The sequence below is a fragment of the Corynebacterium vitaeruminis DSM 20294 genome (genome assembly GCF_000550805.1).
GTDB classification, from domain to species: domain Bacteria; phylum Actinomycetota; class Actinomycetes; order Mycobacteriales; family Mycobacteriaceae; genus Corynebacterium; species Corynebacterium vitaeruminis.
Window position 1 is genome coordinate 2,426,786 of sequence record NZ_CP004353.1, and the last position, 26,233, is coordinate 2,453,018.

Sequence of the window (26,233 nt, forward strand, 5' to 3'; positions counted from 1 at the left end):
CGCTTCGACGGAAGTTAAATTTTGCCCGCCTAACAATGTAGGGTGGTGCGGGTGAAACTAGGCATCGCCCGCACCACCACCGTCCTCACCAGCCTGTGCCTTTCCGTGGCACTCGCCTCTGGCACGGCTGCCCCGACCCGCGCGCAGTCGGCCGACCTCCCGATCGGCTCGGCCCGCGAGGGCGCCAGCTCGGACGGCATCGACGCGGCCACCCGCGGGTCCACGGACACGCTGCCGGATGGCTCGTCGATAAGCGCGGGCTCCTCGAACGCCTACGATTCCTCCCTCGCCCCGCAGACCTACCCGCCCGCAAACCCGCAGGCGGAGGCCACCGCGCCGCTGTCGCTGGGCACGGACACCGGCGTCGACTACGGAACCTCCCCCACGCTTCTGGCCACCCGGCACGTGGCGGGGAACTCCTACGAGATCGACGTCTGGTCGCCCGCCAACCACGCCGTGATCACCAACCTGCTCCTGCTTCCCGAGGGCGGGCTCGACAACACCAGCCCGCGCCCCACCTTCTACCTGCTCTCCGGCGCGGACGGCGGCGCGAACGGCAAGAACTGGCGCGACTCCTCCGACTACGAGGGCTTCTTCGCGGGCAAGAACGTGCAGGTGGTCACGCCCATCGGCGGCGGCGGGAGCATGAATCTCAACTGGCTGGCCGACGACCCCACGCTCGGCCGCAACCAGTGGGAGACCTACATCTGCGAGGAGCTGCCGCAGATCATGGACACCCAGTTCCACGGCACCGGCCGGGACGCCATCGCGGGGCTGTCCATGTCCGGCGGCCCCTCGATCCACATGGCGGGCGACCACCCCGAGCGCTTCCACGCCGCGGCCTCGCTGTCCGGCTTCCCCGCCAACTCCGGCCAGCTGGGGCGGCTGTTTACCAGCGACCTCATCGAGAGCAAGGGCGGCGACCCCGCCAACGCGCTCGGCGACCAAGCGAATCCCGCGTGGCTTTCCATGGACCCGGTGGCAAACCTGGACAAGCTGCGCGGCCTCAGGCTCTTCGTCGGCACCGGCGCAGGCTTGCCGACGCTACGCGACCTGACCGGGGACTGGTACGGATTCATGTGGCTGGAGATCCTAAGCCAGGTGTTCTCCAACTACTTCACCCGCCAGGCCCAGGCCGCGGGCCTCGACGTCAACCGCTATTACACCGTCTTCGGCGCCCACAACTACACCAACTTCGAGCGCGAGATGCGCGTGGCGTGGGAGGAGACCATCGGGCCAGCGCTGGGGCTGGCCTAGAGGGCGAGGGCGCGGCGCCGAAGGCGTCGATAAGCATGCAAAAGACGCCGCGAGCGCGACGCCTTTTGATGAGCCTTACATCGATGGATTCGGTCGATACCTACCGCCTTTCTCTTGGTGAAGCTTCTTACCAGAGGCCCAGCGCCATCCACCACGGGATGCCGATGGCCACCCAGATAAGCGCGTACATGAGCCCGAGAACGAGTCCCACGCGCCACCACAGGCCCAGCTCCACGTAGCCGGTGCCGAAGTAGATCGGTGCGGGGCCGTTCCGGTAGTGGGTGAGGCACCCGAAGATCGTCGGGATAGCGCCGAGGAAGACCGCCAGCGGGACGCCGGGGAGCCCGAGCGAGAGTCCGACGCCGAAGAACACGGCGAACATGGCCGCGGCGTGCGCCGTGCCCGAGGCGAACATGTAGTGGGCCACCGCGTAGAGCAGCGTGAGCAGGACGAACGTGCCCAGCGTGCCGAAACCTAGCCCCTTGACCCAGGAGCCGACGTTGTCGCCGAACCAGCCGACGAATCCCAGCTCGCCTAGCTGCGTGCCCATCATGACCAGCGCCGCGAACCACACCAGGGTGTCCCAGGCGGCGCGCTCGGACTTCATGGCTTTCCACGTCAGCGTGCTGGTGAGCAGGAGGATCGCAAGCCCCAGGAACGCGACGGCGGTGGAGGAGATGAAGTCGCCGCCAAAGATCCACAGCACGATCATGAGCAGGAAGACCCCGAGCGTGATCTACTCGCTGCGGCACATCGGGCCGAGCTCCTTCAGCTCGGCGGCGGCCGCCTTGGGCGCCTCCGGCGTCTTGGTCAGGCGCGGCTTGTCCATCACATAGACCACGAGCGGGACGAGCGCCACCGCGACGAGCGCGGGCACCGCCGCGGCGAGGAACCAGCCGGTCCAGCTCACCTCCACGCCCTCGTTGGCGGCGAACTTGGCCGCCATCGCGTTGGGGGCCGCACCGGTGAAGAACACCACGGAGACCGCGAGGTTCATGTTGTAGCCGGTGAGCGCGAGGTAGCTGCCGATGTTGCGGTAGGTCGACGGGCCGTCCGGGTGCGAGCCGGACTTGAGGCAGATCGACTTCGTGATCGGGTAGACGATCCCGCCCGCGCGGGCGGTGTTGGAGGGGATGAACGGCGACAGCGCCAGGTCGGTTAGCCCCAGGCCGTAGGCGAGGCCGAGCGTCGAGCGCCCGAAGATCCGCACGAACTGCAGCGCCATGCGCGTGCCCAGCCCCGAGGAGATGACCGCGCGCGAGACGAAGAACGCGGAGACGATGAGCCAGATGGTGGAGTTCGCGAACCCGGACAGCGCCAGCGACATGGACTTGTCGGGGTTGCCGGGCGAGAGCACCTGGGTGGTCGCGCTCAGGGCGATCGCCGCCACCGACAGCGCGCCCATGGGGGCGGCCTTGATGATAATCCCCACGATGGTGGCCACGAAGATCGCGAACAGGTGCCACGCGTTCGGCTCGAGGCCGCTGGGGGTGGGGATGAACCAGATGACCAGGCCGACGACCGCGGTGGCGAGCAGGCCCTTGGCGCTGATCTCCGAGGCCAGCTTCTGCGGGGCGGGGGCGTCCATGGCGGCAGGAGGGGCGTTACCGGGAACCTTGTCCGGCGGTGCCGGAGGGATGAGGGTACTCACTTGATGTACCTGACCTTCTCGTAAAGATCCTCAAGGATGGCCTCCTTGCGCTCGTTGTACTCGGCCTTCTTCTGAGTGTAGAGGTTGTTGCCGTGGGCATCGATCGACACGATCAGCGGCCCGAACTGCTTGACCCGCATGACCCAGAGGGCCTCGGGCATGCCCAGCTCGCGCCAGTGGGACTCCTCGACCTCCTCGACCTCGGTGGCGGCGATGACGGCGTTGCCCGCGGGGAACACGCAGTGCAGCGCGCCGAAGTCCTTGCATCCGGCCTCGGTGTTGGGCCCCATGGAGCCCTTGCCCACGATGAGCCGCACGCCGGTCTGCTCGATGAAGTCGTACTCGAACATCTCCATGCGCATGGAGGTGGTGGGGCCGACGGAGACGACCTCGAACTTGTCGTCCTCGCCCTCCACCGGCTGCATGATCGGCCCGGCGTGGAGGATGGCCCCGCCCTGGAGATCGACGGGGAGCTTTCGCCCGAGCTCGACGAGCCGGCGGTGTCCGACGTCGCGGCAGGTGACGATGTGCCCGTCGAGGAAGATGACATCGCCTGCGTGGATGTCCTCGAGGTCCTCGCGGGAGATGGGGGTGTGGAGGGTCTTGGCCTCGCGCTCGCTCATGATGCTTGTCCTTTCTGCTCGTCGGTGGGCTACAGCTCGAAGCCTGCGTGGGTGAGAAGTTCGTAGTTGAGGTCGCGGTCGAGGCGGATGGTGCCGCGGCGGTGCGACCAGCAGCCGGTGTTCACCGCGACCGAGAGCACGGAGGGGTGGCGGGCGGAGTTTTCGATGTTCACGCCCATGACCGAGCGCCTGCCGCCCAGGCCCTGCGGGCCGAGCCCTAGGTCGTTGATGGCCGCCTCGAGGTTGGTCTCGAGCTCCGCGACCAGCTCGTTTGAGTTGTGCGACTGCACCGGGCGCATGAGCGCCAGCTTGGACATGAACGCCGCGGTGTCGATCGAGGTGCCGATGCCCACGCCGATGAGCATGGGCGGGCAGGCGTTGACGCCGTAGGAGGTCATCACGTCGAGGATGAACTTCATCGCGGCCTCGTAGCCCTCGCCCGGCATGAGGGTCTTGCCCTGGCCGGGCAGGGAGCAGCCGCCGCCAGCGAGGTAGACGTCCAGCTCGATGCCGTCGGTGTCCGGCACCAGCTGGGTGTACAGCCACGGCGAGCGGGTGCCGATGTTGGTGCCCGGGATGTACTCGTTGAAGGTCTCCACCGAGTTGCGGCGCAGCGGCGCGGTCTCGGAGGCGCGGCCGATGGCCTCCTTGAGCGCGGGCTCGAGCTCGGAGAGGTACGGGAAGTCGGTGCCGACCCGGGCGAAGATCTGGATCTGGCCGGTGTCCTGGCACGACGGGCGGTTGAGCTCGAGGGCGAGCTTCTGGTTGCGCTGCATGGTCGCGTAGATCATCTTGGCCATCGGCTGGTCCTCTTCCTCCGCCAGCTGGCGCAGGCGCGCCTCGACGTCGTCGGGCAGCTTCTTGGACACCAGGTCGGTGAACTTCGCGATGCGGTCGATGAGCAGCGACGCGCCCTGGCTGAACTCGCGGCCCAGGGTGGAGGGCTTCTGGGTAGACGGGGCGAACTCCACCTTCACGGGCTGGTTGTCCGCGGGCTGGGAGTCGGCCGGCGCGGACGCCCGGCGCTTTGCGCGCTCGGGTACGCCGCGCAGCGCTTCGGATGCGACGGTGGTCGTCATGGGATTGGATCCTTCACTCGTAGTGATCTCTTCTTGTCACCACCGAGTCTCGCTCCCAGGCGGGGCCCCGATCATCCCAACGCTTCCGGAGTTGTGCGCCCGAAAGAAGCCCCCACCGCGCCGCGAGGCGTCACCGAATGCCCCGTGGGCCCGAAGATTTACCCATCCGCCAGCCGCGCCAGCCGCTCGCCCACCAGCGCCGCCTGCTCGCCCAGCTCGCGGACCTGCTCCAGCACCCGCCGGTGCTCTTCCGCGCTCACGCCCCCGCCGTGAGGACCCGGATGGTCACCGAGCTGCTCCTCGGGGTGCGCGAAGCGCTCGTGGAAGGTCTCGTCAACCTGGCCTAGGTCCACGCCCCGCTCCGCGAGCTCGCGCAGCTGGCGGCGGTATTGGCTGGCGGTCTTGTTGAACGCGCGCTTGAAGGCCACGCCGAAGGCCTTGACGTCGGGGAACCCGCTCTCGCGCGCGACGTCGGTGATGGTCAGGTCGGTCTCCCCGAGCATGCGCACCGCCTGGGCTAGGCGCACGCGGGTGATGTGCTCGCTCAGCGGGATGCCCATGTGGCTGGAGAAGATCTCGGAGAAGTACGTCGGCGAGTACCCGGCGCGCTGGGCGAGCTGCTTCAAGGTCAGCCGCTCCCGGTAGTGCTCCTCGATGTAGCCGGTCGCGCGCCGCAGCACCTCCACGTAGCCCTCCTCCCCCATGAGCGCGACGGGGAAGACGGCCGGGTCGTGGAAGGATTCGAACAGCGTCGCGACGATCTCGGCGAGCAGCGCCTCCCTGCGCGCCGCGGCCGCCGGCCCCGCCTTCAGCCCCTCCTCCATCAGCCGCGCGCTCATCGCCCGCAGCCTGCGGAACTCGGCGTTTCCCTGCGTGCGGGGCGTCGACCGGCACGCGAAGTGCGGGATGACGCCGCTGTTGAAGCTGGAAACGTAGTCGGGGTCGAGGTGGAGCAGGAGCGCCTGGGCGCTGCTCGCGCCGGGACCTGCCTCCAGCGACATGGTCGCGTGTCCCTCGTTCGAGTTGAGGACGGCCACGTCCCCGCGCCCCAGCACCGCCACGCCGCCGGCGGCGCACAGCTCCACCTTCCCGCCGAGGATCACCAAAAGTTCGATCTGCGGGTGCCAGTTGTAGTGGTAGGAGCCGATGTCGTAGACGTACTGCCGCGTCTCGGCACGCCGGGCCGGCGGGTTGTGCTCGACGTAGAACTCTGCGCGCGGTGAATCCATGCCTCCATCGTATCGGCGTCGCGGCGCCCGCGATCGAAAGATTTACCTATTCGAAAAACGACGCCGGCGCCCCAGAAAATCGCGTTCCGGTGCCGCAAGGCGTCGAAAAGGCAAAGCATGCTTGTCGACGATCACCGAAGGCAAAAACACCCTACGAACTGGGAAAATCACAATCTCAGACCGCTTTGAGAGGGCCGGAAAAATGCCCTTTATTAAACTGTTCGCCCATACCCAGCTTTCTCCAATGTTTGCCCACGTAGCGCCCCACGAGCGAGGGAGCGGAGGAATATCCCCTGCGTATCCCTCATTTTTTAAGCTGGACACCGACTGAACCGGGTCACAGCGTTCTGCCAGAATCGCCAGAAAGGCACGTTTCCTCAGGTCACGCCCCCAACTTAGGTGGTTGCACGGTCTAACTTTCGGTGGTTAACTTCATGTCATCGGCACGGAAACAAACGCCGTCCGAGACATGAACGTCACAATCGAATGGCTTGAGCGGAGGCTCTCAGACGGGAGCTTCGATCACGCGAAGGGCCAGTCGAGAAGAGATTTCCGCGAGAGGGAAGTGGTCAGATGGAAGGTAGCCGGAGATAGTCTTGGCCGACACGCTCTAGGTGTTGGGAGAGGCTGATCCACCCGAGTTGAAGCTTAGGAACAACTCGCCCCCCGATGTGAATCGAAGGGGAAAGTTGCATAGACGTTGAGGGGCGTCGCTTTAAGTGCAGCGATTCTTAAGATGCATGAGATTCCTTTTTTGAGAGACATCCTTTCTTTCTGAGGGAGGTCACCCCAGGTAGCCACCACCGTCACGGTGGGAAACGGCAGCCGGGGTGGCCTTTTCCATTGCCCCTAGATGGGCAACACCTCCTCGAGGAGGTTGATGATCTTCATGTCGTCCGGCTCCATCTTCGGCGCGAAGCGACCCGCGACCTCGCCGTCCGGGGAGACCACGAACTTCTCGAAGTTCCACTCGATGTCCGGGCCGTCGCCCTTGAGGAACTGGTAGAGAGGGTGCGTGTTCGGGCCGTTGACGTCGGCCTTCTTCAGGATCGGAAAGGTCACGCCGTAGGTGGTCTGGCAGAACTCGGCGATCTCCTCGTCCGAGCCGGGCTCCTCCTCGGCGAACTGGTTGCACGGCATGGCGATGACGAAGAGGCCGCGGTTGGCGTAGTCGTCGAAAAGCTCCTGCAACGCCTCGTACTGCGGCGTGAGGCCGCACTTGGACGCCGTGTTGACGATGAGGAGGGCATGGCCTTGCCAGTCCGCCATGGTGGTGGAGCGGCCGTCGTTGAGGGTAACCGGGATGTCGTAGATGCTCATGCCTGCCAGCGTAGGCGAAGTATCAGAGCAGCAAGGCGTAATCGGCGGGCTGGGCGCCGCGGGCCACCGCCTGCTCGACCGCGCGGAGGAAGTCCGCCCGCACGGCCTCATCACCCAGCTGCCGCGCCGACACCGACAGCCGCACCAGCTCGCTTTCTTGCGCCTGGCGCTCGGCGGTGCGGATGACGAAGTTGCGCCACCACTTCTTCGCGCCGTAGCCCTCGCCGATGGACACGTTGCGGCAGCTTAAGAGCTCGCCGGAGTCCATGTAATACATCCCCTGCCGCGAGGCGACCACCCGAAAGCCGTAGCTTTTCGACGCTTCCAAGGTGCCCGGCGACAGTTCCCAGCGCGGGGGCGCGAAGATGTCGAAGTCGAATCCCAGCCGGTGCATCTGGCGCGTGGCGCCGGCGAGCCGGAGGTTGGCCTCGTGCTGCTTGAGCCGGGCGAACTCGGCGCGGCGGCCCTGGGCGGTGACGTCGAAGCCGTTGAGGATGAGGCACCTCCCCGCCGCCTGCTGGGCCTGAAGCCACACGAGGGTGCGCTTGTCCTTGGCGAGGTGCCAGTGGGCGCCCACCCGCGGGGCGATGAGAAGGGAGACGGGGATTCCCTCGGCGTCGAGTGCGTCCACCAGCTTTCGTGTCGAGGAGAGGGACTGGTCGAAGACGCTGGAGATGGACGCGAGAAGCCGGGGCATGGCTGCATTATCACACAGCCCGCCCGGCTTGTCTTTTCGTGTTTAGGCCTCTAGCCCCGTCGCCTGGTTGACCACCCAGCCCCACTCGAAGGCGGTCTGGCGCCACTTCTCGTAGCGGCCCGACACTCCCCCGTGGCCCGCGGCCATCTCGGTCTTGAGATAGAAGTTCCCGCCGGTGGCGGTGGCCCGCAGCTTCGCGATCCACTTCGCGGGCTCGACGTAGAGCACGCGGGTGTCGTTGATGGAGGTGGCGGCGAGGATGTTGGGGTAGGCCGTGGCCTCGACGTTCTCGTAGGGGGCGTAGGAGGCCATGTACTCGTAGACCTCCTTGTCGTGCAGCGGGTCGCCCCACTCCTCCCACTCCCCGACCGTCAGCGGCAGCTCGGGCATGAGCATGCTGGTCAGGGGGTCGACGAAGGGGACGGCCGCGAGGATCGCCTTGAACCGATCGCCCGCCATGTTCGCCACCGCTCCCACGAGCAGCCCGCCCGCGGAGCCGCCCTCGGCGACCAGGTGCTCGCGGTCGGTGATGCCCTGCTCGAGGAGGGCGTCGGCGACGTCGATGAAGTCGAAAAAGGTGTTCTTCTTGTGCGCCATCTTGCCGTTGTCGTACCAGGCGCGGCCCATCTCGCCGCCGCCGCGGACGTGGGCGACGGCGAAGATCATGCCGCGGTCGAGCAGCGAGAGCCTCGCCACCGAGAATCCCGGGTCGATCGAGTGCTCGTAGGAGCCGTAGCCGTAGAGCAGGGTCGGGTTGGGCCGGGTCAGGTCGAGGTCGGCGCGGTAGACCAGCGAGACCGGGACCTGCGCCCCGTCGCGTGCCGTCACCCACTTGCGGCGGGAGGTGTAGTCCTCGCGGTTGAACTCGCCGAGCACCTCCTGCTCCTTGAGCAGCGTGCGCTGCCCGGTCGCGATGTCGAGGTCGTAGACCTGCGAGGGCGTGGTGAACGAGCCGTAGGACAGGCGGATGACCGGGGCGTCCCACTCCGGGTTGCCGAGCGACGCGACGGAGTAGAGCTCCTCGTCGAAGGCGACCTCCTCGAACTCGGTGAACCCGCCCTCGTCGAGCCGCATGACGGCGAGCCTTCCGATCGCGCCCGCCCGGTAGCCCAGGGTGATGTGGTCGCGGTAGGTGTCCACGCCCTCGATGCGCTGGTCCTCGCGGTGCTCGACGAGCGGGTGGAGGTCCGCGATCCCGAGGTCGCCCTCCTCGCGGCCCGAAACCGGGGTCCAGCCGACCGCGAAGTTCGGGCCGGTGGCGTTGTGGGTGACCACCCAGACGTCCTCGCCGGCGACGACCGCGTGGTCGATGTCCACGTCGAGGCCGTCCTGGCGGCGGTGGACGCAGCGGAATTCCGCCTCCGGGGTGGCCTGCTCGATGGCCCACAGCTCGGTGGTGGTCTTCGACCCCGAGGCGATGACGATGTACTTTTCCGAGCGCATGCCGCCGACGCCGACGTTGAAGCGCTCGTCCGCCTCGTAGAACACCCGGACGTCCTCCTCGACCGGGGTGCCGATCTTGTGGCGCCACACCGAGTCCGGGCGCCAGGCCTCGTCGACGCGCTGATAGAAGAGGTAGTCCTCCCCGATCCAGGTGGCGCCGTAGAAGACGCCCTCGATCACGTCGCCCAGGTGCTCGCCGGTGTCGAGGTCCTTCACGCGCAGGGTGAAGCGCTCGTCGCCCTCGGTGTCGGTGGAGTACGCGAGGAAGCGGCCGCTCGTGGTGATCGACGAGGCCCCCAGCGCGAAGAAGTCGTGGCCCTCGGCCAGCTGGTTGAGGTCTAGGAGGATCTGCTCGCCCACGACGGGCTCCCCCTCGGGGATGACCGGCGGGGTCCAGGCGTCCTGGCCTTCCTCGACGGGGATGCGGCAGGAGTAGGAGTAGCTCTTGCCTTCCTCGGTGCGGCCGTAGTACCAGTGCTTTCCCACGCGCACCGGGACCGACATCTCGGTCTCCTTCACGCGCGACTTGATCTCTTGGTAGAGGTTCTCCCGCAGCCCGGCGAGGTGGGCCGTCTCCGCCTCCACGTAGGCGTTTTCCGCATCCAGGTAGGCGACGGTCTCGGGATCCTCCTTGTCCCGCAGCCACTCGTAGTTGTCCACGAAGTCGTATCCGTGGTGAGAGCGGGTAATGGGGTGGATCGGTGCTGCCGGGGGGATGTTGGTCATGACAGACTATCGTAGCCCGTCGCCGCCGGCGGCGTTCCTCGCCCCCGAAACACCACTGCCCTCCCGCGCGATGCGGGAGGGCAAGCGAAATGCTGCTAGACGCAGCAGCCGATCCACTCGTTGAACTTGCGGCCGGTGATGCGCTCGAAGGCCTCGACGTAGCGGTCGCGGGTTGCCTCGACCACGGAGCCCGGGAGGCTCGGCGGCGGGGTGGTCGAGTTAATGTCCCAGCCGGACTTGGGGCCGGTCAGCCAGTTGCGCACGAACTGCTTGTCGAAGCTCGGCTGCACGCGGCCCGGCTCGTAGCCGTCGGCGGGCCAGTAGCGGGAGGAGTCCGGGGTGAGCACCTCGTCGGCGAGCACGAGCTTGCCTTCCTCGTCGAGGCCGAACTCGAACTTGGTGTCGGCCAGGATGATGCCGCGCTCCTCGGCGATCTTGGCGGCCTGGGAGTAGATGTTGATGCTGGCCTCACGCAGCTCCTCGGCGCGGGCCTGCCCCAGCTTCTCGACGACGGCCTCGAAGGTGACGTTCTCGTCGTGGTCGCCGATCTCGGCCTTGGTGGCCGGGGTGAAGATGGGCTCGGGCAGCTTGGAGGCCTCGACCAGCCCCTCGGGCAGCGCGACGCCGCACACGGACCGGCTCTCCTGGTACTCCTTCATGCCGGAGCCGGTGAGGTAGCCGCGGACCACGCACTCGAAGGGGAGCATCTTCAGCTTCTTGACCACGATCGCGCGGCCGAGGACCTCCTCGGGGATCCGCTCGTCGTCGATCGGACCCGCCAGGTGGTTAGGGAAATCGATGTGCTCGAAGAAGTACATGCTCATCGCGGTGAGCACGCGACCCTTGTCGGGGATTTCCGGCTCCAGGATGTGATCGTATGCGGAGATGCGATCGGTGACGACCATGAGGAGGGTGTCATCGTCGATCTCGTAGATCTCACGAACCTTGCCTGCGGAGACATGGCTGTACTGGGAAAGTTCAGGACGCATAAGGATGAAGTCTAGCCCCATCATGGCGCCCGCGGTAATTATGGCGTGAGATATTCGACTCGTTCGGGCCCTCCCCGCGCGCAAACGCGCGGATTCCGGCGGGCGCCGGCCTAACGCCGCGCGTATCGCCCCCGCGGCGCCGGGTTTTCGCAGGTGGTCAGATGTGCTGCCCCACAGATGCGCGGATGGTGGGAGGGGCCGCGCCAGAATCCGCGCGTTCGCGCCGCGCCCCGCCGCGCCGTCAAAAATGCGCGCGTGTGCCAGGAAACCTCACGCAAAACCCCAGGTGGTCAGATCCGCAGCCCGTCAAGAAAGCGCTTTTTTGCGGCGGAGAGAGCCCCGGGGCCGAAGGCGTCGGCAAGCAGAAAGCACAAAGCCCCGCACGAGGCGGGGCAATGAGGCAAGGAGGGGCTAGAGGATCTCGCCGGGGACGTAGTTGGCGGCCTCCGGGTAGCGGTTGACCAGGTCGCGGATGCGGGCGAGGACGCGATCGACCTGGGACTCGGCGGAGCCGATGAAGGCGTGGCGGTCGGCGAGGGCCTCGTCGAGCTGCTCTCGGGTCATGGGCAGGCGCTCGTCGGCGGCCAGGCGGTCGATGAGGTCCTGCTCGCCGCCGTTCTCGCGCATGTTGAGCGCCACGGCCACGGCGTTCTCCTTGATGACCTCGTGCGCGGTCTCGCGGCCCACGCCCGCGCGGACGGCGGCCATGAGGATGCGGGTGGTGGCTAGGAACGGCAGGTAGCGCTCGAGCTCGCGCTCGATCATCGCCGGGAACGCGCCGAACTCCTTGAGCACGGTGAGGAGGGTCTCGAACTGGCCGTCGATGGCGAAGAACGCGTCCGGCAGGGCCACGCGGCGGATGACGGAGCAGAACACGTCGCCCTCGTTCCACTGCTGGCCGGACAGATCGGCAAGCATGGTGAGGTAGCCGCGGAGGATGACCTGCAGGCCGCCGACGCGCTCGCAGGAGCGGGCGTTCATCTTGTGCGGCATGGCGGACGAGCCGACCTGGCCCTCCTTGAAGCCCTCGGTGACGGTCTCGTTGCCGGCCATGAGGCGGATGGTGTGCGCCAGCGAGGACGGGCCGGAGCCCAGCTGGACCAGCGCGGACACGGCGTCGAAGTCGAGCGAGCGCGGGTAGACCTGGCCGACGGAGTCGAAGACGCGCTTGAAGCCCAGGTGGTCGGCGATGAGCGTCTCCAGCGAGGCCAGCTTGGCCTCGTCGCCGCCCATGAGGTCGAGCATGTCCTGCGCGGTGCCCATCGGGCCCTTGATGCCGCGCAGCGGGTAGCGGCCGAGCAGCTCCTCCACGCGCTCGATGGCGATGAGCATCTCCTCGGCGGCGGAGGCGAAGCGCTTGCCCAGCGTGGTGGCCTGGGCCGCGACGTTGTGGGAGCGGCCCGCCATGACCAGGGTCTGGTACTGGGCGGCGCGCTCGCCGACGCGGGCGACCACGGTGACGGCCTTGTCGTGGATGAGCTCGAGCGAGCGGTAGATCTGCAGCTGCTCGACGTTCTCCGTCAGGTCGCGGGAGGTCATGCCCTTGTGGATGTGCTCGTAGCCGGCCAGCGCGTTGAACTCCTCGATGCGGGCCTTGACGTCGTGGCGGGTGACCTTCTCGCGCTCGGCGATGGAGGCCAGGTCAACCTGGTCAACGACGGCCTCGTAGGCGCTGATCGCCTCCGCGGGGATGTCCACGCCGAGGTCCTTCTGGGCGCGCATCACGGCGATCCACAGCTGGCGCTCCATGACGATCTTGGCTTCCGGGCTCCACAGGTTGGAAAGCTCCGCGGAGGCGTAGCGGTTGGACAGGACGTTTGCGATCTTCTTCTTTTCAGCCACGTCGGACATTATCGCACGTTGGGGCCCCTTATTCCATAACGCGGGCCTCGCCCTAGCCCCGCCGGCCATAGGGCGTCGACAAGCGGGCTAGCGCGAGATCCAGGAAGCGATGCGGCGGCAGGCCTCGCGGGTCTCGTCGGCGGGCGTGCACAGCGACAGGCGCACCCACTTGTGCCCCTCGAACGGGTCGAAATCGATGCCGGGCGCGACCGCGACGCCGATCTCCTCCACCCACCGGTGCGCGAGCTCCTCGCTGTCGTCGGTCAGCTTTTCCACGTTGAGCCACAGGTAGAGGCCGCCGTCGGGGTCCGCGTAGGTGTCCAGCCCGAGCTTCGGCAGCTCCTCGAGCAGCACGGCGCGCGCCTCGCGATAGCGCTCCACGTGGTCGTTCAGTTCGCTTATCGACGCCTCGCCAAAGGCGGCCACGCCCGCCACCTGGGACACCGCGGGTGCGCACAGCGACAAGGACGCCTGGAGGTTGGTCAGCGGCTCGACCAGGTTCTCCGGCACGATCATCCAGCCCACGCGCCAGCCGGTCATGGAGAAGTACTTGGACAGGGTGCCCACCACGATCGCGTCGTCGCTGAACTGCCGGGCGGTGACCGTTGGGCGGCCGAAGGAGATGCCGTGGTAGTCCTCGTCCGAGATGAGCGCGCAGCCGTTGTCCTCGCACCAGCGGGCGATCCGCTCCAGCTCGGCGGGGTCGATGATGGTGCCGGTGGGGTTGCCCGGGCTGGTGACGATGACCAGCTTCGGTTTCTCGCCCTTTTCGGCCAGCTCCTCGAGCATCGTCGCGGTGGCTTGGAAGCGGGTCTCGGCGCCGACCTTGAGGTAGGTGATCTCCGCGCCGAGGGAGGCGAGGATGTTGCGGTAGGCCGGGTAGCCCGGCGCGGTGATGGCCACCCGGTCGCCGTGGTCGAGCAGCGCCAGGAAGGCGTTGGAGAAGGCACCGGAGGAGCCGGTGGTGATGATGACCTGCCCCGGCGAGGTGTCCACCCCGTAGGTATTCGAGTGCCAGTCGGCCACGGCCTCACGCAGGCGGGCGTCGCCGACCACCTCGGTGTAGCCGAGCGGCTCATCGAACAGGGCCTCGCTCACGGCCTCGAGCGCCGGGCGCGGGGCGCCGGTGGACGGCTGGCCCGCGCACAGCATGATCGTGTCCTTCCCCTCGCGGCTGCGCTGGTGGATGATGTCCAGCATCTGCATGACGCGGAACGGTTCGACCTGGCTGCGAAGTGAGGGGTTAAGCATGGGAAATAGGTTAGTCCATGGTTCCGAAGGTCTCTAAGTCCGAAGGGGCTCCCGCGGCGAGCACGAGCTCGCCCGCGACCAGCACGTCGTCGGGCTGGGCCGTGCGGAACTGCCCGCCCGCAGGGCGAATGGCAATGATTTGCACGTGGGTGATATCGGATACCTTCTTGCCCAGCAGCGACACCGGCGGGGCCACCTTGACCACCGCGTAGTCGGAGTCGAACTCGGCGTACTCCTGGAGGCGGCCGTTCATGAGGTGGGCGATGCGGCGGCCGGTGTCGTGCTCGGGGCGGATCACGTGGTGGACGCCGATCTGGCGCAGGATCTTCCCGTGCGAGGGGCTCATCGCCTTCGCCCAGATGCTGGGCACGTTGAAGTCGACGACGTTGGAGGCCGTCAGCAGCGAGGCGCCCATGTCGGTGCCGATGGCGATGACCACGCGGGAGGCCTCGTGGACCGAGAGCTGCTTGAGCGCCTCCGGGTTGGTGGTGTCGGCGACGGCGGCGTAGGTCAGAAGCGGCGCGGCCTCGTTGATGCGGGCCTCGGAGGAGTCGATGCCTAAGACCTCGACGCCGGAGCGCACGAGCTCCTCGCCCACGGCCATACCGAAGCGGCCGAGCCCGAGGATCACCACTGCGGGGCGGGGGTTGCGACGAAAACTAACCAATGATCGGCCTTTCTACGGCGTAGGAATACATGCGGGTGGTCTTGCGGGCGGCCAGCGCTGCGACGAGCGCGACCGGGCCCACGCGGCCGGCGAACATGAGCACGACGAGCAGCAGCTTTCCCAGCGCGGGAAGCGCCGCCGTGATGCCCGTGCTCAGCCCCACGGTGGCGAACGCGCTGATCACCTCGAAGCTCAGCTGCATGGTGGCGAACTCCGGGGCGATGAACAGCATGAGCATGATCGCGAATCCAACGAACAGCGAGGCGAGCATGAGCACCGCCATCGCCTGGCGCACGGTGCGGTTGGGGATGCGGCGGCAGTGGACGAGCACGCTCTCGTCGCCGCGGATCTCCGCGACCATAACGGCGAGCAGGACCGCCGCCGTGGTGATCTTGATTCCGCCCGCCGTACCGCCCGAGCCGCCGCCGATGAACATGAGGAAGTCCGTGAGCACGAGCGTCGACGGGTGCAGCGCGCCGACGTCGACGGAGTTGAACCCGGCGGTGCGGCTGGTCACGGAGTGGAAGAAGGAAGCCAGCAGCTGGGTCTTGAGGTCGAAGCCGCTCATGACGCCGCGGCGCTCGATGGCGTAGGTCCCCACCGTTCCCAGCACTAACAGCACGGCCGTGCCGATGAGCGTGAAGATCGCCGTGAGCGACAGGTGCCCCACGTGCATCCCCGCGCGGCGCTTCCGGTAGCGCACGTACAGCTCCAGCAGGAGCGGGAAGCCCAAGCCGCCGATGATGATCGCCGCGGAGATCGGCAGGATGATGCCGAAGTCGCCGACGTACGGCACGAGGTTGTTGGAGCGCAGCCCGAAGCCCGCGTTGTTGAAGGCGCTGATCGCGTGGAAGGAGCCCTCCCAGATCGCCGCGGGCCAGGCCGAGCCCAGCGCGTGGAAGCGCAGGGTGAGCACGAAGGCGGTGATGGACTCCACCAGCGCCGTGAAGCTGATTGTGGCCACGAGCAGGTTGCGGACGTCGCCGAGCTGGGCGCCGCGGCCCTCGGCCTCGGCGTTGAGGCGGTCGCGAAGGCCCAGCTTGCCGCTGATGAACCAGCCCGCCAGGGTGGCCAGCGTCATGATGCCCAGGCCGCCCAGCTGGATGAGCACAGCGATGACGGCCTGGCCGAAGTGGGACCAGTAGGTCGCGGTGTCGACCACCGCGAGGCCGGTCAGGCAGACGGCGGAGGTTGCCGTGAACAGCGCGGTGATGAAGTCGGCCTGGGCATCGCCCATGCGGGAGACGGGCATATACAGGATGGCCGTCCCGATGATCACTAGCGCCGCGAAACACCCGGCGACCAGCCGGGATGGGGTAACGCGCATTGAAGCGATGCTACTCCCTGAGTTTTTCCTGAACAATCTGAAACGGGGGGATTTCATATCTCCAGGCACCTCCTCGCGGCTGGCCGTAGGCGTCGACAAGCGAGCTAGACGCTGATCTTTCCCTCGACCGCGGGCAGCGCGATGTCGGAGCGGTAGTGCCCGCCGTCCATGGCGATGTCCTTGAGCACGGCGTAGGCGTTGTCGCGCGCGTCGGCTAGGGTGGCGCCGGTGCCGATGACGTTGAGTACGCGGCCGCCGGCGGAGACCAGCTCGCCCGCCTCGTTGCGCGCGGTGCCCGCGTGGAGCACGGCCTCGCTGTCCGCGCCGGTGATCACGTCGCCCTTGCGCGGGCTGGCCGGGTAGTTCTCGGCGGCGAGCACGACGGTGAGCGCGTAGCCGTCCTCCCACTCCAGCGGCGGGAGCTCGGCGAGCTTGCCCGTGGCCACGGCGTTGAGGACCTCCGCCAGCGGGGACTTGAGCAGCGCGAGCACCGCCTGGGTCTCGGGGTCGCCGAAGCGGCAGTTGAACTCGACCACGGCCGGGCCCTCCTTGCCCCAGGCCAGGCCCGCGTAGAGCAGGCCGGAGTAGGCGCAGCCGCGGGCGACCATCTCGTGGGCGACCGGCTTGCACACCTCGTCGACGATACGGCGCACGCCGTCCTCGGGCAGCCACGGCAGCGGGGTGTAGGCACCCATGCCGCCGGTGTTCGGGCCCTCGTCGTTGTCGTAGGCGCGCTTGTGATCCTGCGCGGGCAGCAGCGGGACCACGACCTCGCCGTCGACCAGGCAGAACAGCGAGACCTCGGGGCCGTCGAGGAAGCTCTCGAGCAGCACCGGGTTGCCCGCGGCGAGCACGGCGTCAACATGTGCGCGTGCGGCCGCGCGGTCGTCGGTGACCACGACGCCCTTGCCGCCGGCGAGCCCGTCGTCCTTGACCACGTAGTGCGGGCCGAAGTTGTCCAGCGCCTTCTCGATCTCCTCGTCGGAGGCGCCCGGGGTGATCTGCTCCGCGCGGGCGGTGGCCACCCCGGCGGCGGCCATGACATCCTTGGCGAAGGCCTTGGAACCCTCGATGCGGGCGGCATCCTTGTTGGGGCCGAACACGGCGAAGCCGTTCTCGCGCAGCGCGTCGGCCACGCCCGCGACCAGCGGGATCTCCGGCCCGACGACGACGAGTTCCGCCTCGACCTTCTTAGCGAGCGCCAGCATCGCCTGCGGATCGTCGACCTTCGCGGCCTCCGGGTGGCAGGTGCCGAGCGCCTCCATCCCGGCGTTGCCCGGGGCGAAGTGAAGCTCGGTGGTGGCGGGGTCCTTCGAAAGGCCTAGGGCCAGGGCGTGCTCACGGGCGCCCGATCCGATTACAAGAATGCGCATGGTTAGGAATTGTAGCCGGTTGGCATTTCGCTTTACGACGCCTACGGCTGTGATGCCCCACGTAAAAGCGAACGCCGCCCCGCGCGGATGCGGGGCGGCGGAAGCGCGAGCGGAATTCGCTCGTATGACTAAAGGACCGGCAGCTGCGGGATGATCTGGCCCGGGATGGTGCCGCGGGAGACCAGCGCGTTGTAAACGGTGCCCCAGAAGGCGAGGCTGATGCCGAGGCTCAGGGCGGCGCCGACCAGGCCGAGGCCGGTGGAGGAACCCGTCTCGGCGGACAGGGCGACGGGGGCGGAGGAGGTCTGCGCGTTGGCCGCGGGGACGGCGGTGGCGACAAGGGCGACGGAGGTAGCAGCGGCGACGACGCCACGGCGGAGCTTGAGGGACATGGGTTTTCTCCTTAGAGGTTTCGGGCTGAAAACTTTCTCTCACATTATAGATTTCGGTTTTCGTTCCCACCTGTTATATTCACCGATTCAGTCTGGCGGGGGCGGCGGAGGTGACCCGGATCCTGGGGTGACCGACTATCCTCGGGACTCATGAGTAGCGTATTCACCAAGATCATCAACGGCGAGCTGCCCGGCCGCTTCGTCTACCGCGACGAGAAGGTCGTCGCCTTCCTCACCATCGAGCCGCTGGCCTACGGCCACACCCTGGTCGTCCCCATCGAGGAGGTCGACCGCTGGACCGACATGGCGCCGGCCGACTGGGTCCACCTCAACGAGGTCGCCCAGCGGGTGGGCAAGGCCACCATCGCGGCCTTCGGCAGCCCGCGCGCGGGCTATATCATCGCCGGCTTCGACGTCCCCCACACCCACATCCACGTCTTCCCCACCTCGAAGATGAGCGACTACGACTTCTCCCAGGCCATGGGCATGAACGACACCGACCCCGCCAAGATGGACGAGGCCGCCAACGCCCTGCGCCGCGAGCTCGGCACGGACGAGTCCGGCCGCCGTGCCTAGGTGGGTTCACTGGGTGCCCACCCGCGGCACCCTGCCCGCCTCCCCGCCGTGGCGCGAGGACCAGGTGCCGGTGATGTTCATCCACGGCACCATGGCCTCCCCCGGCAACTTCGAGATCCCGGCCCGGCTTCTCGCCCGGCGCGGGATCCCCTTTTTCGCGCCCGGGTTCGGCGAGCGCGGCACCGGCGACCTGGGCGCCTCGCTCCGTGAGCTGCTGCACGTCGTCGACGCCCACCCCGCAGACCAGATCGACATCGTGGGCCACTCCCTCGGCGGACTGCTCGGCCTGCAGATCGCGCAGGCCCGGCCGGGGCGCGTGCGCACGCTGGTGGGGCTGGGCGCCTGCTACCGCGGGGTGCCCCGGCGCCCGCGCTTCCCCCGGCTCACGCGCAACCTCCTTGGCGCGGCCTACGTGCAGCTGACGGAGGTGGAGCGCTTCTCCGACGCCGTGCCGGAAGGCACGCGGGTGGTCTCGATCCTCTCCGACGCCGACGCCGTGGTCCCGGGGGCCTCCTCGCGCCTAGGCGAGGTCGTGGCCGTGCGCGGGGTACGCCACGAGCGGCTGCCGCAGCTGGGCGCCGCGATCGTGCAGGCCCTGGGGTACTAGCCTCTTGGTTTCAGCCGCACAGTCACGCAGACGCGCAGACGCGCGGATTGTGGGAAAGCCCCCGCCACAATCCGCGCATTTTCAATTCGATCCCTTTCGCGACCTGCGCGTTTGCTCCCTCCCGCGGGGCTTCGCGTGAAAAATGCGCGGATTCCGGTAGGGCAACAACCGGAACCCGCGCATCTACCCCCTCCCGCGCCCGCCACCGCGGAACGGCTACTCCACAACCGGTGTCATGGGGATCTCTACCCGGAAGGTGGTCCCCTCCCCCTTCACGGAAGACACCGAGATAGCGCCGCCGTGCGATTCGACGAGCGACTTCGTGATCGCCAGCCCTAGGCCCGAGCCGCCGGTCGCGCGGGTGCGCGAGGTGTCGGCGCGGTAGAAGCGCTCGAAGATGTGGGAGGCGTCCTTCTCGCTCATGCCGACGCCGTCGTCGGTCACGTTGACCACGACGCTCGGCGCGGGGCCGCTCGGGCGCACCAAGGTGCCCTCGCCCACCGAGATCTCCACGCTCGCGTCCTCGCCGCCGTGCTTGAGCGCGTTGACCACGAGGTTCGTGAACACCTGGTGCAGGCGCGCGGCGTCGCCCATGACCATCGGGACGTTGGTCACCTCGGACTTGACCGCGATGTTCCGGCCCGGGTAGGCGGCCCGCAGGGAGCTGGCCACCGAGAGGTTGAGCTCCAACAGATCGACGGGCTTTTCCTCGTGGCGAGCACCCTCGGCGCGGGTGAGCGCGAGCAGGTCCTCGACGAGCAGGCTCATGCGGCTGGCCTCGGACTCGATTTTGTCCACCACTAGGTCCGCGTCCTTGGTCGCGCCGGAGCGGTACAGCTCGGCGTAGCCCTTCACGCTGGTCAGCGGGGTGCGCAGCTCGTGGGAGGCGTCGCCGACGAAGCGGCGCATCTGGTCTTCCTTTTCCTGGAGCTCGACAATCGACTGCTGCAGCCGCTCGAGCATCTGGTTGAGCGCGAGCGCCAGCGAGCCGATCTCGGTGTTGACCGGCCACTGCGGCACGCGTCGGTCGAGGTCGCCCTTCGCGATGGCGGTGGCGGTCTCCTCCACCTCGCGCAGCGGTCTCAGCGTTCGCTTGATCGCGTAGAAGGCGATGAGCGCGAGCAGCACGAGGATGATGAGGCCGATCACCAGCTCGCCGATGGCAAAGCTGCTGAGGATCGTCGACTCCCTGCTGATGTCCTTTGCCACCACGATGATGCGCCCGTCGGACACGGACGTCGCCACCGCTCGCCACTCCACCTTGTCGGTGGAGTCATCGGTCGACTGCACCGTCCTCGGACCGGTGTTGGCGTAGAGCCCCTCGAGGTTCGGCGAGGAGTTCTCGTTGCGCCCCGGGTTCACGCTGGTGGAGCCGTCGGGATAGATCCACGCGACCCAGAAGTCGTTGGGCGGCAGCGCCGTGCGGTTGCCGTAGACGGAGAAGATGTCCTGGTTGGTGGCCCACCCGCTGAGCGCGCGGTTGAGATCGCCGTCCACGCTCTCGTAGGTGACGTCCTGCAGCGTGCGCTGCGCCGCGATGGAGAAGGCGAACAGGCCCATGCCCGAGATGACCAAGACGATGATCATGAGCGCGACGCTCAGCGGCGTGCCCTTGGTCTGGCGCGCCGTCCGTACGCGGTCGCCCATCCTGTGAAAGCGGTCCGCGACCGCACCGAAGCGAGTCTTTGCCACGTATGTCGCCCGTCGCCCTAGCTGCGCGGGGTGCGCAGGACGTAGCCGACGCCGCGCACGGTGTGGATGAGCGCCGGGTCGGAGGTGTCGATCTTGCGGCGCAGGTAGGAGATGTAGGACTCCACGACGTTGCCGTCGCCGCCGAAGTCGTAATGCCAGACGTTGTCCAGGATCTTGGCCTTGGACAGCACGACCTCCGCGTTGAGCATGAGGTAGCGCAGCAGGTTGAACTCGGTCGGCGAGAGCTCAACGACCTCGCCCGCCTTGGTCACCTCGTGGGTGTCGTCGTTCAGGGTGAGGTCGGCGTAGGTGAGCGTGGCCTCGTCCTCGACGTCGCCGGTCACGGCGGCGCCGCGACGCAGGATCACGCGCAGGCGGGTGATGACCTCCTCCAAGGAGAACGGCTTGGTCACGTAGTCGTCCGCGCCGATCGTGAGGCCGTGGATGCGGTTTTCCACCGCGTCCTTCGCGGTGAGGAAGAGGACGGGGCCGTCGAAGCCGGCGGCGCGCAGCTTCGGCAGCAGCTCGAATCCGTCCATGCCGGGCATCATCACGTCGAGGATGAAGGCATCCGGGTTGAACTCCTCGGCGACCTCGAGGGCCTCGATTCCAGAGTTTGCCGTGGCCACCTCGAAGCCCTGGAACTTGAGGCTCACGTTGAGCAGTTCCACGATGTTGGGCTCGTCGTCGACCACCAGGACACGGGTTGCGCTATCACTCATAGAATCCATTTTTACCTACATACCTCGGTTTCGTGCGATTTTGGTTCACCGCTTAGTCAACAGAACGCCGCTGAGCGTGGCCTTACCCATTACTGGACAATCGCTGTGAGTTTCATCCCCACTCGATGTGCTCGAGGTCGAGCCCCTCGCGGCGGGCGTGCTCCTCGATGAGTTCGAGCAGGTAGGGCGCGTGCCCCTTATAGGTCTCCTCCCATCGGGGGTCGGCGACGTACATGCGCGCGATCAGCACCTGCTTCGCCGTGGAGACGTCGTACCACTGCCCGATCTGGGCACGGTGGCGCGCTACGAGCTCTTCCGCTTCCGCGCTGCCCGGCTTCACGCCGTTGTCGCTTGCCGACGCCAAGGCGGCCACGAAATCGTCCTGCTCGGCCTTCACCCGCTGCCAGTCCTCGAGCGTCATGCCCTTCTGGACCTCCTGCGACTGGGCCCATTCCTTGGTGTGTCCCCAGCGCTGCTCGGCCTCCTCCTGGTAGCCGGGCATGTCGTCGCCGAAGACCTTCTTGATCTCTTCCATGGTGATCTCCTGTTCTCGTTGCTGGGCGATGATCTCGTCGAGATGCGTGATCATCGTGTGCACCGTATCGAGCTGAGCCGACAACACCTCGCGCTGCCGCTTGAGCCGGTCGATGCGGCTTTTCGCCGACGACTCCTCGAGCAGCGAGGCGATGTCCGCCAGCGGCAGCCCGGCGCTCTTGTAGACGACGATCGCAAACCCGGTCTGCAGGTCGTCCTCGGTGTAGAGCCGGTAGTCGCTCGTGGTCCGCCAGCCCGGCACCAGGAGCCCCTTGGTCTCCCAGTGCCGCAGCGTCCGGGGTGTTACCCCGAGGATCTCGGCGGCCTCGCCGATGGTGTATTCGCTCATCTCGTGCACGTTCCTCATTCAACTGCTTGCCGTCGCGTCAAGGTCAAGGGTAGCGGACAAGATTGAAACTGTAACGTCCGTTCGGTACAGTTTCCTTTCATGGCAACAACCTCGAAAAACAGGTGGGCGTTCCTCGGCGTCATCTCGATGGGGCTCCTCCTCATCGCCGCGGACAACTCCATCCTCTACAGCGCGCTGCCCACCCTCGAGCAGCAGCTGCACACCACCGAGCTCGAGGGGCTGTGGGTCATCAACGCCTACCCCCTCGTCCTCGCGGGCCTCCTGCTGGGAACCGGAACCCTCGGCGACCGCATCGGCCACCGCCTCATGTTCGAGCTCGGCCTCGGCGTCTTCGGCCTCGCCTCGCTCATCGCCGCCTTCGCCCCCAACCCCGAGGTCTTGATCGGCGCCCGGGCGCTGCTCGGCGCGGGGGCTGCGACGATGATGCCCGCCACCCTGGCGCTCATCCGCACCACCTTCGCAGACCCCAAGGAGCTGGGCACCGCGATCGGCGTGTGGGGCTCGGTGGCCACCATCGGCGCGGCCGCGGGTCCCGTCGCGGGCGGGCTGCTGCTCGAGCACTACTGGTGGGGCTCGGTGTTCCTCGTTAACCTGCCCATCGTCGCGTTCGCGCTGGCGGCCACGCACCTCATGGCTCCGGCCAACGACCCCAACCCGGCCAAGCGCTGGGACCTTGTCACCTCCCTCTACGCGATGCTCGCCATGGCCGGGCTGGTGCTGGCCATCAAGGAGCTCGCCCGCGGCGACTTCGCCCTCGCCGCCGCGGCGGTCGCCGTCGCCGCGGCCGGGGTGGCGTTCTTCCTGCGCCGCCAGCGAGCGCTGCCCGACCCGCTCATCGCCTTCGACGTCTTCGGCAATCGGCTCTTCCTCGCGGGCGTCGTGGGCGCGATGCTTTCGATGTTCGTCCTCGCCGGGGCGGAGCTTCTCACCACGCAGCGCTTTCAGCTGGCCGCCGGCATGACCCCGCTCGAGGCGGGCTACATCAACGGCGCGATCGCCATCGCGGCCTTCCCCACCTCCATCTGGGGTGGCGCCAATCTCCACCGGGTGGGCTTCCGTCCGCTCATCTCCGGCGGCTTCGCGCTCATCGCTCTGGGGTTGCTCGCAGCACTTGCCAGCCTGCACGCAAGCTTCGGCGGGTTCATCGCGGGCGTGGTGGTCATGGGGCTCGGCATCGGGCTGACGATGAGCGTGACCTCGACCGCGATCATCGGCTCCGCCCCCAGGCACCGCGCGGGCATGGCCAGCGCGCTCGAGGAGGTCTCCTACGAGTTCGGCACCCTGCTGGCCGTGGCGGTGTTGGGCTCGCTCATGTCCGCGTTCACCGCCCGCAGCGCCCTCCCGCGGGCCGAGGCCATCGACCAGGCCTACCTTGACACGATGTCCGTCGCGGTTATCGTGGCAGTCATCGCCACCGCCTGCACCTTCTACCTCTTGAAGGGCAACCCGAAGGAGACCGAGTATGCGCACGAGTAAGAAGGAGCACTTGCTCCTGACCGCCATTGGTATCGTCGACAAGCACGGCCTCGAAGCGCTCACCTATGAATCGCTGGCGGAGGCCTCGGGGCTGAGCAAGTCGGGGCTGATCTACCACTTCCCCTCGCGCCACGCGCTGCTGCTGGAGATCAACCGCTACCTCGCGGCTCAGTGGGAGGCCCAGCTCACGGCGGCGGCCGGGGCGCCCATCGAGGAGCTCGACGACGCCGCCAGGGCGCGCGCCGCGGTGAGGGTGTGCAGCTCCAACGCCACCCGCGCGGACCTCCTTTTCGCCCTCGACGCCTCGCGCGAGCCCGAGTTCAACGAGATCTGGGAGAAGGTCTTGGGCGACTGGCAGCTGCCGCGGGCGATGATCCTCACCGATCCCCGCCGCTACCTCGTCCACCTCATCGGCGACGGCCTCTGGGTCCACGACCACATCAACGGGTTCGCCCTCACAGAAAAAGAGCGCCAGTCGCTGATTGCTGCAGCGCTGACGCTTATCGACGAAAAACCTTCGGCCTAGAGCTTCGGGATATTACGGAGGTTGGAGGAGGCCATGTCCAGCATGTGGCCGACGCCACCACCGAAGACGGTGCGGGTCGCGGCCTTGGAGAAGCCCATCAGCATGTCGAAGGTGATGTTCGGCGGGATGGACAGCGCGTTCGGGTCGGTGACCACGTCGATGAGCACCGCGCCCGGGTAGGCGAAGGCCTCCTCGAGCTGGGCGCGCGCTTTCTTCGGGTCGGTGATCTTGACGTGCTTGATGCCGATGGCCTCCGCGATGCCAGCGAAGTTCACGTGATCGTGGTCGGTCTCGTGCTCCGGCATGCCCTGGACCAGCATCTCCAGCTTGACCATGCCCAGCGAGGAGTTGTTGAAGCAGACGATCTTCACCGGCAGCTCGTGCAGCTTGACGGTGAGCAGCTCGCCCATGAGCATCCCGAGCCCGCCGTCGCCGGAGAAGCTGACCACCTGGCGCCGCGGCGAGGAGGCCTGCGCGCCGATGGCCTGCGGCAGGGCGTTGGCCATGGTGCCGTGGCGGAAGGAGCCGATCAGCTCGCGCTTGCCGTTCGGGGTGATGTAGCGGGCGGCCCACACGTTGCACATGCCGGTGTCCACGGTGAACACGGCGTCCTCGTCGGCGATCTCGTCGACGATGTTGGCGATGAACTCCGGGTGGATCGGCACGTGGCGGTCCACCTTGGAGGTGTAGGCCTCCACGACGTCGTTCAGCTTCTTGTGATGCAGCTTGAGCATCCGGTTGAGGAAGGAGCGGTCCTGCTTCTCGTCGACGTGGTCGATGATCGCGCGGATGGTGGCGGCGACGTCGCCGGTGACCGGGTGGCTGATCTTGGTGCGGCGGCCGATGTGCGAACCGTCGATGTCCACCTGGGCGACGTTCTTGCGCGGCAGGAAGTCGTTGTAGGGGAAGTCGGTGCCTAGCAGAATGAGAAGGTCGGCCTCGTTGGAGGCGTCGTGGCAGGCGCCGTAGCCGAGCAACCCGGACATGCCCACGTCAAACGGGTTGTCGTACTGGATGTACATCTTGCCGCCCAGGGCGTGGCCGATCGGGGCCTTGATCTTCTCCGCGAGCGCGAGGACCTCCTCGCGGGCGTCCTTGACGCCAGCGCCGCAGAACAGGGTGACGGTCTTGGCCTGGTTGATGGCCTGGACCAGGTCGGCGGCCTCGGCGGCGTCCGGGTAGACCACCGGGCGGCCGGAGGAGATCTTGGAGGCGACGAAGGTGTCGGCCTCCGCCTCCTGCATGGAGATGTCGCCGGGTATGACCAGCACGGACACGCCCTTGCCGGACATGGTCGACTGGATGGCGTGGTGGAGGATCACCTCGCCCTGGCGGGCGGAGTTGACCATCTCGCAGTAGCCGGAGCACTCGTTGAACAGCAGCTCCGGGTGGGTCTCTTGGAAGAAGGTCGAGCCGATCTGGCGCGAGGGGATGTGGCTCGCGATGGCCAGAACCTTCGCACCGTTACGGTGGGCGTCGTAAAGCCCCTGGACGAAGTGGGTGTTGCCGGGGCCGCACGACGCCGCGCACACGGCAAGCTTGCCCGTAACCAGCGAGTCCGCCTCGGCGGCGAAGGCGGCGGCCTCCTCGTTGCGGACGTGGATCCATTCGATCTTCGAGCGCCGCACCGCGTCGACGATCGGGTTGAGGCTGTCGCCGACTAGGCCGTAAATGCGCTCGACGCCCTGCGCCTCCAGCGTGTCGACCAGCTGCTCTGCATAGGAACGAGCCATGAGCTATCTTCCTTTCGTTGTGGTGTCTCCCACCACTGTGCACCCGTTTTGGTTAGGTTTGCCAACTTTCGATTCCAACTACACAGGCAACCCTCAGGTGTGACCGATCAGACACAAACCAACATCCGCCT

General features: G+C 67.4%; 22 protein-coding genes and 1 pseudogene. 5 read left to right on the top strand and 18 right to left on the bottom strand.

Annotated features, from left to right (window positions below):
* Positions 1-45: 45 nt before the first annotated feature.
* A complete protein-coding gene (locus tag B843_RS11035) occupies positions 46-1,257 on the top strand; it encodes an alpha/beta hydrolase (RefSeq protein WP_169729854.1) in 1,212 nt (403 codons plus the stop codon).
* Positions 1,258-1,384: 127 nt separating this feature from the next.
* On the opposite strand, the pseudogene B843_RS11040 reads toward B843_RS11035, so the two are convergent.
* From B843_RS11040 to B843_RS11105, 14 genes and pseudogenes are all read right to left on the bottom strand, one after another.
* Positions 1,385-2,845: pseudogene (locus B843_RS11040) on the bottom strand (DASS family sodium-coupled anion symporter).
* 59 nt (positions 2,846-2,904) lie between these two features.
* Positions 2,905-3,531 (bottom strand): L(+)-tartrate dehydratase subunit beta, encoded by a 627-nt coding sequence (ttdB, locus tag B843_RS11045; RefSeq protein WP_025253554.1) that lies wholly within the window; start codon positions 3,529-3,531, stop codon positions 2,905-2,907.
* A gap of 29 nt (positions 3,532-3,560) precedes the next feature.
* Entirely contained in the window at positions 3,561-4,610 is a 1,050-nt protein-coding gene (ttdA, locus tag B843_RS11050; protein ID WP_081751578.1) for a L(+)-tartrate dehydratase subunit alpha, read from the bottom strand.
* Positions 4,611-4,768: 158 nt separating this feature from the next.
* The gene (locus tag B843_RS13310; RefSeq protein WP_025253556.1) at positions 4,769-5,839 is read right to left on the bottom strand and encodes an AraC family transcriptional regulator; all 1,071 of its coding nucleotides are present in this window, start codon (positions 5,837-5,839) and stop codon (positions 4,769-4,771) included.
* Positions 5,840-6,688: 849 nt separating this feature from the next.
* Entirely contained in the window at positions 6,689-7,159 is a 471-nt protein-coding gene (locus B843_RS11060) for a glutathione peroxidase (RefSeq protein WP_025253557.1), read from the bottom strand.
* Positions 7,160-7,181: 22 nt separating this feature from the next.
* Complete coding sequence (locus B843_RS11065; protein ID WP_025253558.1) at positions 7,182-7,856, bottom strand: DUF2334 domain-containing protein; 675 nt, start codon at positions 7,854-7,856, stop codon at positions 7,182-7,184.
* Between the two features lie 42 nt (positions 7,857-7,898).
* Positions 7,899-10,025: a S9 family peptidase gene (locus B843_RS11070; RefSeq protein ID WP_025253559.1), complete on the bottom strand. Its 2,127-nt coding sequence runs from the start codon at positions 10,023-10,025 to the stop codon at positions 7,899-7,901.
* A 95-nt stretch (positions 10,026-10,120) separates the two neighbouring features.
* A complete protein-coding gene (locus B843_RS11075; protein ID WP_025253560.1) occupies positions 10,121-11,014 on the bottom strand; it encodes a phosphoribosylaminoimidazolesuccinocarboxamide synthase in 894 nt (297 codons plus the stop codon).
* 411 nt (positions 11,015-11,425) lie between these two features.
* A complete protein-coding gene (gene purB / locus B843_RS11080; protein ID WP_025253561.1) occupies positions 11,426-12,865 on the bottom strand; it encodes an adenylosuccinate lyase in 1,440 nt (479 codons plus the stop codon).
* A 78-nt stretch (positions 12,866-12,943) separates the two neighbouring features.
* A complete protein-coding gene (locus B843_RS11085) occupies positions 12,944-14,062 on the bottom strand; it encodes a pyridoxal phosphate-dependent aminotransferase (protein ID WP_025253562.1) in 1,119 nt (372 codons plus the stop codon).
* Positions 14,063-14,117: 55 nt separating this feature from the next.
* Positions 14,118-14,774 (bottom strand): potassium channel family protein, encoded by a 657-nt coding sequence (locus B843_RS11090; protein WP_025253563.1) that lies wholly within the window; start codon positions 14,772-14,774, stop codon positions 14,118-14,120.
* The gene (locus B843_RS11095; protein WP_025253564.1) at positions 14,767-16,101 is read right to left on the bottom strand and encodes a TrkH family potassium uptake protein; all 1,335 of its coding nucleotides are present in this window, start codon (positions 16,099-16,101) and stop codon (positions 14,767-14,769) included. The genes B843_RS11090 and B843_RS11095 overlap by 8 nt, the downstream gene beginning before the upstream one ends.
* A gap of 104 nt (positions 16,102-16,205) precedes the next feature.
* On the bottom strand, positions 16,206-17,474 hold the full coding sequence (gene purD, locus B843_RS11100; protein ID WP_025253565.1) for a phosphoribosylamine--glycine ligase: 1,269 nt from the start codon (positions 17,472-17,474) through the stop codon (positions 16,206-16,208).
* A 128-nt stretch (positions 17,475-17,602) separates the two neighbouring features.
* Positions 17,603-17,866, bottom strand: coding sequence for a hypothetical protein (locus B843_RS11105; RefSeq protein WP_025253566.1), 264 nt, complete (start codon positions 17,864-17,866; stop codon positions 17,603-17,605).
* 150 nt (positions 17,867-18,016) lie between these two features.
* On the opposite strand from B843_RS11105, the gene B843_RS11110 reads away from it, so the two are divergent.
* Both B843_RS11110 and B843_RS11115 read left to right on the top strand, forming a co-directional pair.
* Positions 18,017-18,442, top strand: a complete 426-nt coding sequence (locus B843_RS11110) for an HIT family protein (protein ID WP_025253567.1) — start codon at positions 18,017-18,019, stop codon at positions 18,440-18,442.
* A gap of 13 nt (positions 18,443-18,455) precedes the next feature.
* On the top strand, positions 18,456-19,049 hold the full coding sequence (locus tag B843_RS11115) for an esterase/lipase family protein (RefSeq protein ID WP_244877328.1): 594 nt from the start codon (positions 18,456-18,458) through the stop codon (positions 19,047-19,049).
* Positions 19,050-19,265: 216 nt separating this feature from the next.
* Here the strand turns inward: B843_RS11115 and B843_RS11120 are convergent, their stop codons facing one another.
* The 3 genes from B843_RS11120 to B843_RS11130 form a co-directional block, all read right to left on the bottom strand.
* Positions 19,266-20,741, bottom strand: coding sequence for a sensor histidine kinase (locus B843_RS11120; RefSeq protein ID WP_404825187.1), 1,476 nt, complete (start codon positions 20,739-20,741; stop codon positions 19,266-19,268).
* A gap of 17 nt (positions 20,742-20,758) precedes the next feature.
* On the bottom strand, positions 20,759-21,463 hold the full coding sequence (locus B843_RS11125) for a response regulator transcription factor (RefSeq protein WP_376780242.1): 705 nt from the start codon (positions 21,461-21,463) through the stop codon (positions 20,759-20,761).
* A 112-nt stretch (positions 21,464-21,575) separates the two neighbouring features.
* Complete coding sequence (locus tag B843_RS11130; RefSeq protein ID WP_025253571.1) at positions 21,576-22,346, bottom strand: MerR family transcriptional regulator; 771 nt, start codon at positions 22,344-22,346, stop codon at positions 21,576-21,578.
* Positions 22,347-22,445: 99 nt separating this feature from the next.
* On the opposite strand from B843_RS11130, the gene B843_RS11135 reads away from it, so the two are divergent.
* Positions 22,446-23,843, top strand: coding sequence for an MFS transporter (locus B843_RS11135; RefSeq protein ID WP_025253572.1), 1,398 nt, complete (start codon positions 22,446-22,448; stop codon positions 23,841-23,843).
* Complete coding sequence (locus tag B843_RS11140; RefSeq protein WP_025253573.1) at positions 23,830-24,369, top strand: TetR/AcrR family transcriptional regulator; 540 nt, start codon at positions 23,830-23,832, stop codon at positions 24,367-24,369. The genes B843_RS11135 and B843_RS11140 overlap by 14 nt, the downstream gene beginning before the upstream one ends.
* Here B843_RS11140 and B843_RS11145 read toward each other — a convergent pair.
* Positions 24,366-26,102 carry a pyruvate dehydrogenase gene (locus B843_RS11145; RefSeq protein WP_025253574.1) on the bottom strand — a complete coding sequence of 579 codons (1,737 nt, stop codon included), beginning with the start codon at positions 26,100-26,102 and terminating at the stop codon, positions 24,366-24,368. The genes B843_RS11140 and B843_RS11145 overlap by 4 nt on opposite strands.
* Positions 26,103-26,233 lie beyond the last annotated feature (131 nt).